At 73.2% G+C, this 15,698-nt stretch carries 10 protein-coding genes; 2 read left to right on the forward strand and 8 right to left on the reverse strand.

The genetic code is table 11. The features are described 5' to 3' along the window. Nucleotides 1-11 precede the first annotated feature (11 nt). Both ACFFXY_RS17230 and ACFFXY_RS17235 read right to left on the reverse strand, forming a co-directional pair. Nucleotides 12-3,287, reverse strand: coding sequence for a DUF4132 domain-containing protein (locus tag ACFFXY_RS17230; protein WP_382353118.1), 3,276 nt, complete (start codon nt 3,285-3,287; stop codon nt 12-14). A 73-nt stretch (nt 3,288-3,360) separates the two neighbouring features. Next, nucleotides 3,361-6,666: a DUF4132 domain-containing protein gene (locus ACFFXY_RS17235; protein WP_382353121.1), complete on the reverse strand. Its 3,306-nt coding sequence runs from the start codon at nt 6,664-6,666 to the stop codon at nt 3,361-3,363. A 257-nt stretch (nt 6,667-6,923) separates the two neighbouring features. Here ACFFXY_RS17235 and ACFFXY_RS17240 point away from each other — a divergent pair, with 257 nt between their 5' ends. Both ACFFXY_RS17240 and ACFFXY_RS17245 read left to right on the forward strand, forming a co-directional pair. Continuing rightward, nucleotides 6,924-8,063 (forward strand): L-talarate/galactarate dehydratase, encoded by a 1,140-nt coding sequence (locus ACFFXY_RS17240; protein WP_382355480.1) that lies wholly within the window; start codon nt 6,924-6,926, stop codon nt 8,061-8,063. Between the two features lie 93 nt (nt 8,064-8,156). Beyond that, nucleotides 8,157-8,924: an IclR family transcriptional regulator gene (locus tag ACFFXY_RS17245; protein WP_382353124.1), complete on the forward strand. Its 768-nt coding sequence runs from the start codon at nt 8,157-8,159 to the stop codon at nt 8,922-8,924. Nucleotides 8,925-8,929: 5 nt separating this feature from the next. On the opposite strand, the gene ACFFXY_RS17250 is transcribed toward ACFFXY_RS17245, so the two are convergent. The 6 genes from ACFFXY_RS17250 to kdgD are packed head-to-tail and all read right to left on the reverse strand — an operon-like array spanning nt 8,930 to nt 15,624. Further along, the gene (locus ACFFXY_RS17250; protein ID WP_382353127.1) at nt 8,930-10,432 is read right to left on the reverse strand and encodes a tripartite tricarboxylate transporter permease; all 1,503 of its coding nucleotides are present in this window, start codon (nt 10,430-10,432) and stop codon (nt 8,930-8,932) included. A gap of 12 nt (nt 10,433-10,444) precedes the next feature. Beyond that, nucleotides 10,445-10,975 carry a tripartite tricarboxylate transporter TctB family protein gene (locus tag ACFFXY_RS17255; RefSeq protein WP_382353130.1) on the reverse strand — a complete coding sequence of 177 codons (531 nt, stop codon included), beginning with the start codon at nt 10,973-10,975 and terminating at the stop codon, nt 10,445-10,447. After that, entirely contained in the window at nt 10,972-11,964 is a 993-nt protein-coding gene (locus tag ACFFXY_RS17260; protein WP_382353133.1) for a Bug family tripartite tricarboxylate transporter substrate binding protein, read from the reverse strand. Before ACFFXY_RS17260 ends, ACFFXY_RS17255 begins: the two co-directional genes overlap by 4 nt. A 53-nt stretch (nt 11,965-12,017) precedes the next feature. Further along, complete coding sequence (locus ACFFXY_RS17265) at nt 12,018-13,283, reverse strand: enolase C-terminal domain-like protein (protein ID WP_382355483.1); 1,266 nt, start codon at nt 13,281-13,283, stop codon at nt 12,018-12,020. Nucleotides 13,284-13,336: 53 nt separating this feature from the next. Next, nucleotides 13,337-14,710 (reverse strand): aldehyde dehydrogenase (NADP(+)), encoded by a 1,374-nt coding sequence (locus ACFFXY_RS17270; protein ID WP_382353135.1) that lies wholly within the window; start codon nt 14,708-14,710, stop codon nt 13,337-13,339. After that, entirely contained in the window at nt 14,707-15,624 is a 918-nt protein-coding gene (gene kdgD, locus ACFFXY_RS17275; RefSeq protein WP_382353138.1) for a 5-dehydro-4-deoxyglucarate dehydratase, read from the reverse strand. Before kdgD ends, ACFFXY_RS17270 begins: the two co-directional genes overlap by 4 nt. Between the last annotated feature and the right edge of the window lie 74 nt (nt 15,625-15,698).

Here is a 15,698-nt window from a genome sequence, read left to right on the forward strand (position 1 = left end):
GGTCCTTCGGTTCAGTGGCCGGTGAGGCGGGCGAGGGCGCCGAGGGCCTCGGCGGCGGCGACGGGGTCGATCGGGCCGGTCGGGGGCACGGGGTCGGTGCCGAAGGTCCCGAGGTCGGCGAGGTGGACGGAGGCGGTGGTCTGCACCGGGTGCTCGGCGGTGTACGCGAGGTCGATGCCGGGCGCGACGTGGAGGACGAGGAAGCAGCGGCTCGCGAGCGCGTACGTGAACCCGGGGACGAGCCCGCCGTCGCCGGGGTAGCCGCGGGTCCAGCCGCGCCGGGAGAGGCCGAGGAGGCGTCCGGTGTCGACCGTCGCGCCCTCGAAGCGGGTGAGGCGGCCGGTCGCCAGTTCCGCTGCGGTGAAGGCGAGCACGGGCCGGTCGAGCTGGTCGAACGGCTGGAGGATCTCGTAGTCGGCGAGCAGTGCGGCCCACCGGCCGGTGTCCTCGCCGAGGAGCGCGGGGTGGGCGAGGCGCACGGCGGCGCCCGCGGGGAGGTCGAACGCGTCGTCGTCGAGGTCGCTGAAGGTGCCGTCCTCGGCGACGCGGAACGCGGCCCCGTCGGCGAGCCACACGAGGCGCCGGGCCAGGTGCCCGGTGAGGGCGTGGTCCACGAGATGCCGGCGGAACTCCCCCGCGTCCCAGGTGCGGCCCGAGACCATCGCGGACTCCAGGCGGGTCACCTGCTCCTTGGCGACGGACTTGAGTTCCTTGCGCAGCGCCTGGAACCGCTGGTAGGCGTCGTCGGCGACGGCGTCGTCGTCCTTCGCACCGGGTTTGGGGAGGCTCTTGCGGGCCTTCCCGGCCTCGTCGATCACGAAGGGCCGCAACTGCTCGTCGAAGGCGACGGTGAACTTCCGAGTGCCGTAGTCGACGGTCAGGTCCCCGCCGAGCCCGAAGTCCGGCACGAGCCGGTCGGCGAGCTGGTCGCGGGAGAGCCCGAGTTCGGCGGCGATGCGCTCGATCTGCTCGTGCGCGGTCCACATGAGGGCCTTGAACTGGGCCTTGTCGGCGGTGGTCTGGACGGCGCGCAGCGCCTCCTCGGTGCCGATCGCGCCGAGCACGCCCAGGCCGGCGACCGCGCGCTTGTGCTGGCCGTCGCCGGGCCACTCGCGCAGGCGGTCCGCCAGGAGCCACACCGTCGCGTCCTCGGCGAAGTGCGCGAGCTGCGTGAGCGCCCACTGGTCCTTCGCGGGCGCGCCGACGGCGAGCCACTGCTCGAAGACCGCGCGGGAGAAGCGGGCGAGGGACGCCCGGTCGCAGGCCGCGGCGACCACGTCGAGGCCCGGGTAGGGGTACTCGGGGGTGGCGAGCGCGAGGACGGTGAGCAGGTGCCGCACCGCGTCCTCCGGCAGGGCGCGCTCGCGTCCTTCGAGGAGGACCTGCGGGAACATGACCGGCACGGCCCAGGGGCCGGGCCTGGGGACTTTCGCGCCGCGCGGTTCGAGGGGGTCGCCGTCGAAGAGGGCGGCGACGGCGGCGGCCGCCTCGGGGCCGTAGGGTGCGGCGGCGGCGACGATCTCCTTGTCGCCCAGGCGGACCGCGAGGTGGAACAGCGCGGCCTCGGCGTACTTGCGGCGGTCCTTGTCGGCGCCGAGGGCGTCGGGGACGAGCACGGTGGCGACGGCGATGCCGTGGCGCGCGAACCAGGCGGCGGCGAGCGCGCGGTCGGTCTTGCGGCGCGCGTACCGCTCGGCGACGTGCCTGGCGGCGTCGAGGCTGAACACCGGGCCGAGGACCTGGTCGAACTCGCAGTACTCGGCGGCCTTGACGGCCTTGGGGATCGATTCGGGGCCGTAGCGGGCGAGGATCGCGAGGATCTGGTCCTGGCCGGGTTCGGCGTCGGAGGCGAGCCACTGGCCGTAGTACGGGTCGGCGGCGTCGGGGGGACCGAACGCGAGGAGGGAGGGCAGGAGGTAGCGGGCCGAGTCCCCGGTGAGGCGGCGGGCGGAGTGGCCGCGCCAGCTCGCGGCGGTCTCCGGGTCGTCCACATAGCTCGCGACGAGGTCGAGCCAGCGCTCCCGTTCGCCCTCGTTCCAGGCGAGGCGCGGCTCCCCGACCGGTTCGAGCCCCTCGATGACCTGGGGCTTCGCCTTGCGGCGCTTGACAGTCCAGGGCGGGGCGGTGAACAGGTAGTGCAGGTCGGCGGGGTCGGCGTCCGGGACGGTGCGCTGCGCGAGGCCCGCGACGGCGGCGCGCTCGGCGGCGGCGAGGCCGCCGAGGGCCCCGGCCGCCTCGGCGACGGCGGCGAGCCGCCCGCGCTGGGCGGGGGCGGCGTCGGGGGCCGCCGCGGCGAAGGCGCGGAGCGCCGCCTCGGGATGGAGGCGGGCGCCTTCGACCGCGCCGTCGAAAGCGTGCGGCCTGTCGAGGTTCGCGACCAGGTACGCGGCCCCTTCCGGCAGGAGCGCGAGGCCCTTGGCGAGGAGGCGGCGGTTGTCGGCGCTGATCTGCCAGCGGGTGCCGAAGGTGCGGGAGAGGAGGCCGAAGGCCTGGTCCCCCAACGAGTCGAGGGCGGCGGCGATGCGCTCGGCGTCGAGGTAGTACTCCTCGAACTTGTGGACCCGGGCGGCCTTGAGGTGGGCGGCCCTGGAGACGAAGTGGAACAGGAACCGGTCGGTGCCCCCGGAGGAGTTGTGCTCGTGGTACTCCTCGCAGACCTCGGCGGTCCAGTCGGCCTCGTCGGGCAGGAGGAGCGCGGCGGCGAGGCGCTGCGAGGGGCCGCCGCGGTGGTCGGCGACGGCCGCGACGACGGCCCGGTACTCCTCGTCGGAGGCGGCGGCGAGGTGCGCGCGGAGCTCGGCGACGAGGCCGCTGTCCATGTCGCGGTGCAGGGACCGGTAACTGTGCCAGGAGGCGGCGGTGAGGTGCAGGCCGCTCATCTGCGGGCGCACACCCTCGGTGTAGTAGGCGGCGATCTCCACCGCGTGGCGCTCGACGAACGCGCTGGCGGCCCACGCCAGGCCGTGCGCGCGCAGCCAGGCGTGGAGTTCGAGGCGGCTCCACTCGTCGGGGGTGTGCGGGCCGACGTACCGCAGCAGCTCCCCGGCGGCGACGGCGCCGGCGAGGTCCGGTGCGCCCGAGAGGTAGTCGTCGATCGGCTGGCGGTGGCGGCGGTTGCGCTTCATGTGGAGGATGCGCGAGAGGAGGTCGGCGTGGACCTCGAACCGCTCGGCGAGGAGGTCGGGGGCGTCGGGCTCGGGCTCGGTCGGCGTCCCGGGGCGCGTGCCGCGGCGCGGGAGGAGCTTCGCGGTCCAGGCCGCGGGGAGTGCGGGCGCTTCAGGCGTCATCTCGGTCTTTCCAGCGTGGGGGGTGCCGCCCCGAGGATACGGTCCCGGTGCGACACCCCCGCAGGTGAGCGGGTCAGGAGCGGCCGGTCAGGCGGGCCAGGGAGCCGAGGACCTCGGCGGCGGTGACGGCGTCGACGTCCTTGGGGCGGGCCCGTTTCGCGGTCTCCTCGGCGGTCCAGTAGTACCGCTCGTGGTCGGCGAGGTGGACGCCGCGGACGGTCTGCTCGGGGGTCTCGCCGATCGCGCCGACGTAGATCCCCGGGTCGAGCTCGATGAGCGCGTACCCGCCGCCCGGGAGCTTGTAGGCGAGGCCCGGTTCGACGCCGCCGTCCTCCGGGGAGGCGCGCCGCCAGCCGCGCTTGGTCATGCCGAGCACGCGCCCGACGTCGGCCTTCGCGCCCTCGAAGCGGGTGAGGCGCCCGGTCGCCAGCTCCTCCTCGGTGAAGGCGAGCACGGGCCGGTCGAGCTGGTCGAAGGGCTGGAGGATCTCGTAGTCGGCGAGGATCTCGGCCCACGCGGCGATGGCGTCCCCGAGGTGGACGGGGTGGGCGACGCGGATCGCGGCGTCCGCGGGGAGGTCCACGGTCTCGTCCTCGGCGTCGCTGAAGGAGCCGTCCTCGGCGATGCGGAACCCGGTGTGGACCCCGCCGGTCTCGGCGGTCCACACGAGGCGGCGCGCGAGGTGCCTGGTGAGCGCGTGGTCCACGAAGAACCGGCGGAACTCCTCAAGGGACCACGAGCGGGTGGAGGTCATGGCCGCTTCGAGACGCGCGATCTGGTCGGCGGCGACGGCCCGCAGCTCCTTCTTCAGGGCCGTGAACCGCTGGTAGGCGGCGGGGGCCAGATCCGGGTCGTCCTTCGCGCCGGGCTTGGGGAGCACCTTGCGGGGCTTGCCGTCCTCGTCGGTGACGAACGGCTTCAGGGCCTCGTCGAACGCGACGGTGAACCTCCGCGGCCCGTAGTCGAGGACGAGCGCGGCGTCCTCGCCGAGCCCGAAGTCCGGCACGAGCCGGTCGGCGAGCTGCTCGCGGGAGAGCCCGAGGTCGGCGGCGATGCGCTCGATCTGGCGGCCCGCCTCCTCCTTGAGCGCCTTGAACTTGACGCGGTCGGCGATGACCTGGATGGCGCGCAGCGCCTCTTCGGAGCCGAGCGCGCCGAGCACGGCCAGGCCGGTGACCGCGCGCTTGTGCTGCGACTGGCCGGGCCATTCGCGGATGAGCGGGGCCAGCGCCCACACCGTCTCGTCCTCGCCGAAGTGCGCGAGCTGCGTCAGGGCCCAGGAGTCCTTGGGGGGCGCGCCGATCGAGAGCCAGAGCTGGAACACCGCGCGGCCGAAGCGGGCGAGGGACGCCCTGTCGCAGGCGTCGGCGACTACGTCGAGCCCCGGGTAGGGGTACTCGGGGGTGGCGAGCGCGAGGACGGTGAGCAGGTGGCGCACCGACTCGGCGGGCAGGGCCCTGCCGTCCTTGAGGAGGACCTGCGGGAGGGTCGCCGGGGAGGCCCAGGCGCCGGGCTTGGGGAGCTTGACGCCGCGCGGTTCGAGCGGGTCGCCGTCGAGGAGCGCGGCGATCGCTTGGGCCGCTTCGGGTCCGAAGCGCTCGGACGCGGCGGCGGTCTCGGCCGCGCCGAAGCGCATGGCGAGGTGGAGGAGCGCGGTCTCGGCGTAGCGGCGCAGCTTCTTGTCGGCGCCGAGGGCGTCGGGCACAAGGTAGGGGACGGCGGCGAGGCCGTGGCGCGCGAACCACTTCGCGGCCGAGGGGCGGGCGGACTTGAGGCGGTCGAAGCGCTCGGCGGCGAGGCGGGCGGCGTCGAGGCCGAGGATCGGGCCGGGAAGGCGCTGGAAGGTCGCGTCCCTGCGGGCGGCGGCGACGGCGCGCTCGGCGGTGCGGTCGCCGTAGCGGGCGAGGACGCGCAGGACGCTGTACTCGTACCCGTAGTAGTCCTTGGCGATCCACTTGTCGAGGTACTTCTCGGCCTTCGCGGGGTCGCCGAAGACGAGGTACTGCTCGATCTGCCAGTCGTGGGCGTCGGGTCCGGGCTCGTCGGCGTCCTCGTCGTCCCAGTACTCCTTGAGGCCCGCCCACTCCTCGCGCTCGCCTGGGGCCCAGAGGATCGCGGTGCCCTCGGGCGCTTCGAGCCCCTCGATGACGACGGACTTGGCCTTAGCGCGCTTGACGGTCCACGGCGGGGTGGCGAGGAGCGCGGGGACGTCGGCGAGGTCGGCCTCGGGGGCGCGGCCGTTCTCGGCCAGGAGCGCGTCGAGGGCGGCGCGCCCGGCCTCGTCGAGGAACGCGCGGTCGGCCTCGGGGACGAGGGAGGCGAGGGCGATGAGGCGGAAGCGGGCGTCGCCGCTGGTGCGCCCGGCGCGGGCGAGGACGGTGCGCAGGGTGCGCTGCGGGAAGCGGGCGGCGGCCTCGGCTGCGGGCTCGAACACGTGGGGTTCGTGGAGGCGCTTGACGAGGAGGTCCATGGCCGCGTCGGAGGGCAGCGCGGCGACGGCCCGGTAGAGGGTCTTGCGGAACTCGGCGTGCAGGTGGCCGTTCTGGCTGAAGGTCCGCTCGATGATCGGGAGGGCCCCGGCACCGAGGGAGGTGAGGAGCGCGGCGACGGCGGCCGTGTCGGTGTAGTACTCGTTGAGCACGGTGATCCCGGCGGCGTCGAGTTGCGCTGCGCTGCTGGCGGACTGGAGCACGAGCGGGTCGCACCAGCCGTAGGAGCGCGCCCGCGCGTACTCGGGCATGGCCTCGTCCACCCAGGCGGTCTCGTCGGGGAGGAGGAGCGCGGCGCAGATCTGCTTGAGGGGCGTGTCGCGGACCGGGGCGACGGCGGCGACGACCGCGGCGTACTCGGCGTCGGGGAGGTCGGCGAGGAGGGAGCGGACGGCGGCGAGCCCGCCGTGCTCGTGCTCGTGCATGAACGGGCTCATGTACTCGAAGTGCGCGGGGCCGAGGACCCGGTGCTCGTACCCGCTGCCGCTGCCGGTGTGGTGCTGGAGGGCGAGGCGCTCGACCGCGGCGGCGACGGCGAACGGGAGCCCGTGCTCGACGGCCCAGCCGTCGAACTCGGGGCGCAGCCACGATTCGCGGTGGCGGGCGTGCGGGTCGCACATGAGCGCGGCGACCGCGGCGGCGCCGCGCGGGTCGGCCTTCCCGGCGAGGAACGCCTCCGCCGCGTCGGCGTACTCGGCGTTCTCCTCGCGCGCCAGCGCGATCCGCACCTTCTCGGCGCGGGCGTCGACCTTCCGCCGCAGCTTCTCCCCCGCCTCCGGGTCGAGGACGACGGGCTTCCCGGTCCGGCGTCCCCGCCGCGACATCGCCCGCGCGGCCCATCCGGTCGGCATTTCCAGCGAGTCTTCTTGGGGCGCAACGTGATCAGTCATATGAATCCTTCAAGCCTGCGGGGTTCAGTGCCACGAGAGTATGCGGCGGGTGCGACAGCGCCCCTCGAACAGGCGGCTCCGCGGGGATCTTGCGCGGGGGCCGGGAGGTGAACTAGGCTCGAAGCGTCCCGTTCACCGGCATACCGTCCCGTTCATCGGGACGCTCGTCCTGGGAGGACCCCTTGACCGACTCCGCGTTCCTCGACTTCACCAGCGCCGCTGAGACCTCCGCCGCGAACGAGCGGCATTTCAGCGCGCTGCGGCGCGGCGAGGCGAGCACCGACCGGATCGCGTCGGTCCGGGTCTCGGCGGCGACGCTGCCGCTCAAGGGCGCGATCAGCGACGCGAAAGTGCTGACCGGGCGCCAGAAGCCGCTGCGCGACGTGGCGTTCCTGTTCGCGGAGATCCGCACCGAGTCGGGGCTCGAAGGCGTGGGCTTCAGCTACTCCAAGCGCAAGGGCGGCGCCGGCCAGTTCGCGCACGCGCGCGAGGTCGCGCCGGACCTCATCGGCGAGGACCCCAGCGACATCCAGCGGATCTGGACGAAACTGGTCTGGGCCGGGGCCTCGGTGGGCCGCAGCGGCCTTGCCACGCAGGCGATCGCGGCGTTCGACATCGCTTTGTGGGACCTGAAGGCCAAGCGCGCCGGGCTCCCGCTCGCGAAGCTCCTTGGGGCCCACCGCGACTCGGTGGCCTGTTACAACACCTCGGGCGGGTTCCTGTCCTCCTCCATCGAGGAGGTCATCGAGAACGCGCACGCGACGGCGGCGAGCGGGATCGGCGGCGTCAAGATCAAAGTGGGGCAGCCGGACACGAGGCTCGACCTGCGGCGCGTGGCGGCCGTCAAGGAGGCGATCGGCGACCGGATCGACCTCATGGTCGACGCGAACCAGCAGTGGAACCGGAGCACCGCGGTGCGCATGGGCCGGGCGTTCGAGGAGTTCGACCTGACGTGGATCGAGGAGCCCCTCGACGCGTACGACGCGGAGGGCCACGCCGACCTCGCGCGCGAGCTGGCGACGCCGATCGCCACGGGCGAGATGCTCACCTCCGTCGCCGAGCACGCCGAGCTGATCCGCCGCCGCGGCGCCGACTTCATCCAGCCCGACGCGCCGCGCGTCGGCGGCATCACGCCGTTCCTGAAGATCATGGCGCTCGGCGAGGCCGCGCACCTGCGCATGGCCCCGCACTACGTCATGGAGCTGCACCTGCATCTCGCCGCGGCCTACGAGCACGATCCGTGGGTCGAGCACTTCGACTGGCTGGAGCCGCTGTTCAACGAGCGCTTGGAGACCGAGGGCGGGCGCATGCTCGTCCCGGCCCGCCCGGGCATCGGGGTGAGCCTGAGCGATCAGGCGCGGGCCTGGACGACGGCGGCGGAGACGTTCGGCGCCTGACGGCGGGCGGCCCGGCACGGGAGCGTGCCCGGCCGCCACTACGCTTGTGGACACCCGGCGCGAACGCCGCCACGGACTGCGGAGGATGAGGTCATGCCGCGCGCGGAGGCGCCCCCGAAAGGCTCGCTCGACCGGGCCCTGGAGATCTTCGACGTGCTCACGGTGCGCGGCGGGGCCACGACCGCCGAGCTGGTCGCGGCCACGGGCGCATCCCGCAGCGCCGTCTACCGGCTCGTGGAGCGGCTCCAGGCCGCCGAGTACCTCGCGCACGCCGACGGCCGATGGCGCCTCGGGCCCGCCGCCGCGCGCATGGCGATGGCCGCGGTGCAGCGCATGGACGTGTTCGCCGCGGCCCCGCCGCTCCTGCGCGACCTCGCGGCGCGCACCGGCGAGACCGTGAACCTCGGGGTCCTCTCCGGCGACGAGATCGTGTTCGTGTTCCGGGAGCTGGGCCGCCACGCCGTGCAGGTCCGCTCCGAGCTGGGCGCGCGAAGGCCGTTGCACGCCACCGCGGTCGGCAAGGCGTACCTGGCGGGGCTGGGCCCCGAGCGGTCCGGGGCCCTCATCGGCGGGCTGACGCTGGAGCGGTTCACCGAGGAGACGATCACCGACCCCGCGCGCCTGCGCCGCGAAATCGAGGCGATCCGCCTCCGCGGCTGGTCCGAGGAGCGCGGCGAGTTCGACGCCTCCAGCACGTGCTTCGGCGCGCCCGTGTTCGACCAGGCCGGGGAAGTCGTCGGCTCGGTCAGCGTCGCCGGTCCGACGGCGCGCATCGCGGACGCCGCCTTCGAGCCGCTCGTGGCCGAGGCCGCCGGGACGGTGTCCCGCCGGCTCGGATATCTGCGGCCCGAAGGCGCCTGACCGCATCAGTCGGCCGCGGCCCGCTCGGTCTGCCTGGCGCGCACGGTCCGCAGGACCGGGACGACCACGACGGTGAGCACCAGGACCGCGACGAGCGTCCCCGAGACGGGGCGCTGCACGAACTCGGTGACGTCGCCTCCGAACAGGCGCATCGACCGCCGGAACGAGGCCTCCAGGAGCGAGCCGAGGACGAACGCGAGCACGAACGGCCCCGGCTCGAACCCGAGCTTGCGCATCCCGTAGCCCAGCAGCCCCAGCCCGATCATGAGCAGCATGTCGAAGGCGTTGTTGCGGATCGAGTACGCGCCGAGCATCGTGATGACCACTGTCAGCGGCGCGAGGATTCCCGGGCGCACCTTGAGCATCCGCACGAACACCCCGATGAGCGGGATGCTCAGCGCCAGAAGCAGGAGGTTGCCGACGTACATCGAGTTGACGACGCCCCAGAACACGTCCGGGTGCTCGTTCATCAGACCCGGTCCCGGCGTGATCCCTTGCAGCATCAGCGCACCGAACAGGACCGCCATCGTCGCGTTCGCCGGGATGCCCAGCGTCAGCAGCGGGATGAACGAGGACGTCGCCGCCGCGTTGTTCGCCGACTCCGGCCCGGCGACGCCTTCGATGGCGCCCTTGCCGAACCGCGACGGGTCCTTCGCGACCCGCTTCTCCACCGCGTACGACACCAGCGACGACATGGTCGCGCCCCCGCCCGGCAGGATGCCGAGCACGAAGCCCGTCACCGAGCCACGCAGGATCGCCATCCGCGAGCGCAGCCAGTGGAGGCGGCTCGGGATCGCCCGCCCGAAGGCGGGCACGGCGGGCTGGGGCCGGTCCCGGTGCTCCAGGTTGTACAGGATCTCCCCGACCCCGAACAGCCCCATGGCGACCAGCGTGAAGTCGATGCCGTCGGCGAGCTGGTCGGTGCCGAACGTGAACCGCGGCGTCCCCAGCAGCGGGTCCAGGCCCACCGTGGCGATGAGCAGGCCCAGCGCCGCCGCGGCGGCGCTCTTGATGAGCGAGCCGGAGCCCAGCGTGCCCACCAGGAAGATCCCGATGAGCGCCAGCACGGTGTACTCGGCCGGGCCGAACGCCAGCGCGACCCCCGCGAGGGCGGGCGCGATGAACGTCAGCAGCAGGATCGAGGCGGTGCCGCCGATGAACGAGGCGATGGCGGCGACGCCGAGCGCGGGCCCGGCCTCGCCCTTGCGCGCCAGCGCGTGCCCGTCCAAGGCGGTGACTACTGTGGAGGCCTCGCCGGGCATCCGCAGAAGCACCGAGGTGATCGTGCCGCCGTACTGGGCGCCGTAGAAGATCCCCGCGAGCATGATGACCGCCGCGGTCGGCTCCAGCGTGTACGTGATCGGCAGCAGGATCGCGATCGTCGCGGCCGGGCCCAGGCCCGGGAGCACGCCGATGAGCATCCCCACGGTGACGCCGATGAGGCAGAACAGGAGGTTCTGCGGCTCGAACGCGACCGCGAAGCCGGAGAGCACGGTTGAGAAGTCCATGGTCCGCTCCGGCTAGAACGCGATGATGTGCGGCAGCGGCACACCGAGTCCGAGGATGAACAGGGCGTACGCCACGGCCGTCGCGACCACGGCGACGACCGCGCTCGACAGCCACGACTCGCGGCCGAGGAACCGCAGCCACGCGAACAGCAGCAGCAGCGTGGGCACCTCGAACCCGACGACCTCGAACAGCGACGCGTACACCGCGAGCGCGGCCGCGGCGACGAGCACCGCGCCCGTCCCGCGTGTGAACGCCTCGGTGCCGTTCGCGGGCGCGGCCTCGAAGACCTTGGCGGACACCGCGACCACGACGATCCCGACCCCGCAGGCGACGAGCAGCGCGGCCACGACCAGGGGCCACAGCCCCGGGCCGGGGGCGGTGAGCGTCCCGATCCGCAGCCCGAACGCGAGCCACGCCGCGAACGCGCCGAGCGCGATCGGCAGCGCCCCGGCCACGACGGCCTGGACGCGCCCGCCCGCGCGCGGCTCCTCGAACCCCTCCTCTTGGGGCGCTTGGGCATCGGACATGACGGCCTCGCTCATGCGCCGTCGCCGAGCTGGAGGCCCGCGTCCTCCGCCAAGGCGGCGTACTCGGCGGCGGCCTCCGAGAGGTGCGTCCTGGCCTCCAGGTTGTCGACCTCCCAGCGGTCCATGTAGTTGTCCTGGAGGAACTGCCCGTACTCGGCGCCCTCGCGGGCCTCCTCGAACGCGAGCGAGAGGACCCCCGCGGTCTCGTCGGGGACGTCGGCGGGGGCGACGATGAAGCGCCGCTGGTCCACGACCACGTCGAACCCGGCCTCGGCGGCGGTCGGCACGTCCTGGAGGAACGGGCTGCGCTCCTCGGAGAACACCGCGATCGGGCGCAGCTCACCGGCCTCGACCTGCGGCATCGTCTCGGCGAGCGACGCGGACACCGCGTCGACCTCCTGGCCGAGCAGGGCGGTGACGGCGGAGGCGCCGCCGTCGAAGGGCACGTCGGTCGCGTCGATCCCCGCACCGGTGAACAGGAGCTGCGCCGACAGCTGCGAGCCGGTGCCGACGCCCGTGGTCGCGTAGTTGACCGAGTCGGCGGCGAGCAGGTCCTCCAGGGTCTGATACGGCGAGTCCGCGTGCACGACGAGGACGTACGCCTCGTTGGTAAGCGTGGTGATGATCCGCAGGTCGTCGATGACGACCGCGTCCGGGTCCTCCACGGCCAGCGGCGTGATCGCGAACAGGGACTTGACGGCCAGGGCGATCGAGTAGCCGTCGGCCTTGCCCGACAGCAGCTCCTTGAGGCCCACGGCGCCGTTCGCGCCGGGCTTGTTGGTGACGGCGAGCGACTGGCCCAGGGGCTCCTCGGCGGCCTTGGCGATCGCGCGGCTGATCAGGTCGCCGGACCCGCCCGGGTCGAAGGGCACCATGAAGTCGACGGCTCGCTTCGGGAAGTCGCCGTCGGCCGCGTCGCCGCCCTGGACCTCGCAGGCCGCGAGGGCGGCGAACGGGGAGACGGCGGCCGCGGCGAGCAGCCCGCGTCGGGGGAAGGGGTTCATGCTTTCTCGACTCCTCATTGAGTGTTCAGGCGTTTCGTTTCGCAGGGATGGGATCAGCCCAGGCAGGGGCGCTTCGGGTCGAAGGTCCAGCCGGGGACCAGGTACCGCATGGCCGCGGCGTCGTCGCGCGCGCCGAGGCCGTGCTCCAGGTACCGCTCGTGCGCCGCCTCGACCTGGTCCAGGTCGAGTTCGACGCCGAGTCCGGGCGCATCGGGGACGTCGATGCGGCCGTCGCGGATCTGCAAGGGCGCCTTGGTGAGGCGCTGGCCGTCCTGCCAGATCCAGTGGGTGTCGATCGCGGTGATCGCGCCGGGGGCGGCCGCGGCGGCGTGGGTGAACATCGCCAGCGACACGTCGAAGTGGTTGTTGGAGTGGGAGCCCCAGGTGAGGCCCCACGCCTCGCAGAGCTGGGCGACGCGCACGGAGCCGGACATGGTCCAGAAGTGCGGGTCGGCGAGGGGGATGTCGACGGCGCCGGCGCGCACGGCGTGGCCGAGTTCGCGCCAGTCGCAGGCGATCATGTTCGTGGCGGTGGGCATCCCGGTGGCGCGGCGGAACTCGGCCATCACTTCCCGGCCGGAGTAGCCGCCCTCGGCGCCGCAGGGGTCCTCGGCATAGGCAAGAATGCCGCTTAGGTTACGACACAGGGCAATTGCCTCTTCGAGGGACCAGGCCCCATTGGGGTCCAGGGTGATCCGAGCTTCGGGAAACCTTTCGGCGAGCGCGGTGACCGCGGCGGCCTCCTCGACACCGGGGAGCACGCCGCCTTTGAGCTTGAAGTCCCGGAAGCCGTACCGGGCGTACGCGGCCTCGGCGAGGGCGACGATCCCTTCAGGGGTGAGTGCCTCCTTGTCGCGCAGGCGGAACCAGTCGTCCGCATCACCGTCGCCGTCGCGGTACGGGAGGTCGGCCTTGGACTTGTCCCCGATGTAGAAGAGGTACCCGAGGACCGGGACGTGGTCGCGCTGGATCCCGTCTCCCAGCAGCGCCGCGGCCGGGACCTCAAGGTACTTCCCGAGCAGGTCGAGCAGGGCCGCTTCGAGCGCGGTCTCGGCGTGGACGGCCACGCGCTGGTCGAAGGTCTGGCGCCCGCGCCCGGCGGCGTCGCGGCCCGCGAACTCGCGCCTGACGGCGGTGAGGATCGCGTTCCAGGTCCCGATCGGCTTGCCGACCACGAGGTGCCGGGCGTCCTCGATGGTCTCGGCGATGGCCTTCCCGCCGGGGACCTCGCCGACGCCGGTCGCGCCGGAGTCGTCGGTGAGGATCACGAGGTTGCGGGTGAAGAACGGGCCGTGCGCGCCGGACAGGTTGAGCAGCATGGAGTCGCGCCCCGCGACGGGGACGACGCGGAGGCCGGTGACGACGGGCGTGCTCACCGCAGCTCCTCGGGGAGGAGGTCGGCGGGGAAGTCCTGGTACGCGACGGGGCGCAGGAACCGGTCGATCGCGAGCGTCCCCACTGAGGTGGTGCGCGCGTCGGTGGTCGCGGGGAACGGCCCGCCGTGGACGGTGGCCGGGCCGACCGCCACGCCGGTGGGCCAGCCGCCATGGACGATCCGCCCGGCGAGCAGTTCGAGCCGGGGCACCAGCCGGGCCGCTTCGTCAGCATCTCCGGGTCTGGTGTGGATGGTGGCGGTGAGCTGGCCTTCGAGGACGTCGATGATCCGGTGCGTCTCCTCCTCGGAGTCCACGGTCACGATGACCGAAGTCGCCCCGAACACTTCGTCCCGCAGGGCCGGTTCGGCGAGGAAGGTCGCGGCGTCGGTGCGGTACAGCGCGGCGGCGGGCTCGCCGGGCCCTTCGGCGAGGAGCGCGGTCCCGGGGAGGGCGGCGAGGCGGTCGCGGCCGGCCTCGTAGGCGGCGCGGATGCCGTCGGTGAGCATGGGCTGCGCGGGCGTCCCATTGACGGCCGCGGCGGCGGTCTCCAGGAACGCGTCGAGTCCGGTCCCGGTGCGCGCGAAAACGAGTCCGGGGTTCGTGCAGAACTGGCCTGACCCGAGGACCGCCGAGGCGGCGAAGCCGCGGGCGAGCCCCTCGGGGTCCGCAGCGAGCGCGCCGGGCAGGAGGAACACGGGGTTGACGCTGGACATCTCGGCGTACACCGGGACCGGCACGGGCCTGGCGGCGGCGGTCGCGGCGATAGCGAGCCCGGCGGCGCGCGAGCCGGTGAAGGCCACGGCCTTGATCCCGGGATGCGCGACGAGCGCCTGGCCGAGGGTGCGGCCGGGGCCGAACAGGAGCGTGAAGACCCCTTCTGGCAGGCCGTGTGCCTTGAGCGCGTCGCGGATCGCGTTGCCGACGAGCTTCGACGTCTCCGGATGCGCCTCATGGGCTTTGACGACCACGGGCGCCCCGGCGGCCAGCGCGGCGGCGGTGTCGCCTCCGGCCGCGGAGAACGCGAGCGGGAAGTTGCTGGCGCCGAACACGGCGACGGGCCCGAGCGGAACGTGCCGCAGCCGCAGGTCGGGGTCGCCCGGTGCGGTGCGTGGCCGGTTCCAGGTCTCGTCTTCGAGGAGGCGGGCGAACATGCGGAGCTGGTTTGAGGTGCGGCCGCGCTCGTTCTCGGCGCGGGCGACCGGGAGATGCGTCTCGCGGTGGACGGTCTCGGGGAGCTCCGGGATCGCCTCGATGCGGTCGGCGATCGTGTCGAGGAACGCGGCTCGCGCACTCGGCGAGGTCTGCCGGTACGGCTGGAAGGCGGCGGCTGCGGCCGCAACTGCCTGGTCGACGTCGGGGAACCGGCTCATGCGGCGGCCTTCTCGATGAGTGCGGCGAGCAAAGCGAACTCCTCGTCCTTCAACTCGGTCAGAGGCGGTCGGACGGGCCCGGCGTCCCGTCCGACCGCTCGCATCCCGGCCTTGACGATCGAGACGGCGTAGCCCTTGCCGAGATTGCGGATCTCCAGGTAAGGGAGGACGAACTCGGAGAGGCGCCGGTACACCTCGGCTGAGTTCTGCGCGCGCACGTCCTCGTAGAAGGCGAGCGCGAACTCGGGCACGAAGTTGAAGATCGCCGACGAGTAGGTCGTCACTCCGAGCTGAAGGTAGGGAAGCGCGAACGTCTCCGCGGTGGGAAGCCCGCCGACGTACAGGAGCCGCTCCCCCAACGTCGCGTACAGCCGGGTCATGAACTCGATGTCCCCGACCCCGTCCTTGAACCCGATGAAGTTCGGGCACGCATCGGCAAGGCGCGCAATAGTACTGACCTCGTACACCGCATTGGCGCGGTGGTAGACGATGACGCCCAGCGAGGTCGCGTCGCAGACGGCCTTCACATGCGCGAACAGCCCGTCCTGCCCGGCCTCGGTCAGGTACGGCGGGAACAGCAGCACCGCATCGGCGCCCGCGTCCTCGGCGTCATTCGCGAAGGCGACGGCCTGCGCCGTGCCGAGACCCGCCGGGGCCACGATCGGGACCGCCCCGGCCGACTCGCTCACCGCGGCCCGCACGACCTGCGCGGTCTCCGCGGCGGTCAGCGAGAAGAACTCGCCGGTGCCGCCCGCGGCGAACAGTCCGGCGGCCGGGAACGACGCGAGGTGCGACAGGTTCTCGCGGTAGGCGGGCTCGTCGAACGTCAGGTCGTCGCGGAAATGCGTCACCGGGAAGGACAGCAGTCCGGAACCGAGGGCCGTCTGGATCTCCGCGGGGGCGAATCGGGTCATTCGGGGGGAACTCCTGTGGTCGTAGGGATGGGACGACCCTAAAAGCAGTTCCCATACCCGTCAAACACCGTTTC

This window comes from Glycomyces mayteni (assembly GCF_042428885.1).
Taxonomy (GTDB): Bacteria; Actinomycetota; Actinomycetes; order Mycobacteriales; family Micromonosporaceae; genus Glycomyces; species Glycomyces mayteni.

What these genes read in the sequence shown, in the direction of transcription:
- ACFFXY_RS17230 (WP_382353118.1), bottom strand. Translation starts at nt 3,287, where the DNA reads ATGACGCCTGAAGCGCCCGCACTCCCCGCGGCCTGGACCGCGAAGCTC.
- kdgD (WP_382353138.1), bottom strand. Translation starts at nt 15,624, where the DNA reads ATGACCCGATTCGCCCCCGCGGAGATCCAGACGGCCCTCGGTTCCGGA.
- ACFFXY_RS17255 (WP_382353130.1), bottom strand. Translation starts at nt 10,975, where the DNA reads ATGAGCGAGGCCGTCATGTCCGATGCCCAAGCGCCCCAAGAGGAGGGG.
- ACFFXY_RS17250 (WP_382353127.1), bottom strand. Translation starts at nt 10,432, where the DNA reads ATGGACTTCTCAACCGTGCTCTCCGGCTTCGCGGTCGCGTTCGAGCCG.
- ACFFXY_RS17265 (WP_382355483.1), bottom strand. Translation starts at nt 13,283, where the DNA reads ATGCTGCTCAACCTGTCCGGCGCGCACGGCCCGTTCTTCACCCGCAAC.
- ACFFXY_RS17245 (WP_382353124.1), top strand. Translation starts at nt 8,157, where the DNA reads ATGCCGCGCGCGGAGGCGCCCCCGAAAGGCTCGCTCGACCGGGCCCTG.
- ACFFXY_RS17260 (WP_382353133.1), bottom strand. Translation starts at nt 11,964, where the DNA reads ATGAACCCCTTCCCCCGACGCGGGCTGCTCGCCGCGGCCGCCGTCTCC.
- ACFFXY_RS17270 (WP_382353135.1), bottom strand. Translation starts at nt 14,710, where the DNA reads ATGAGCCGGTTCCCCGACGTCGACCAGGCAGTTGCGGCCGCAGCCGCC.
- ACFFXY_RS17235 (WP_382353121.1), bottom strand. Translation starts at nt 6,666, where the DNA reads ATGACTGATCACGTTGCGCCCCAAGAAGACTCGCTGGAAATGCCGACC.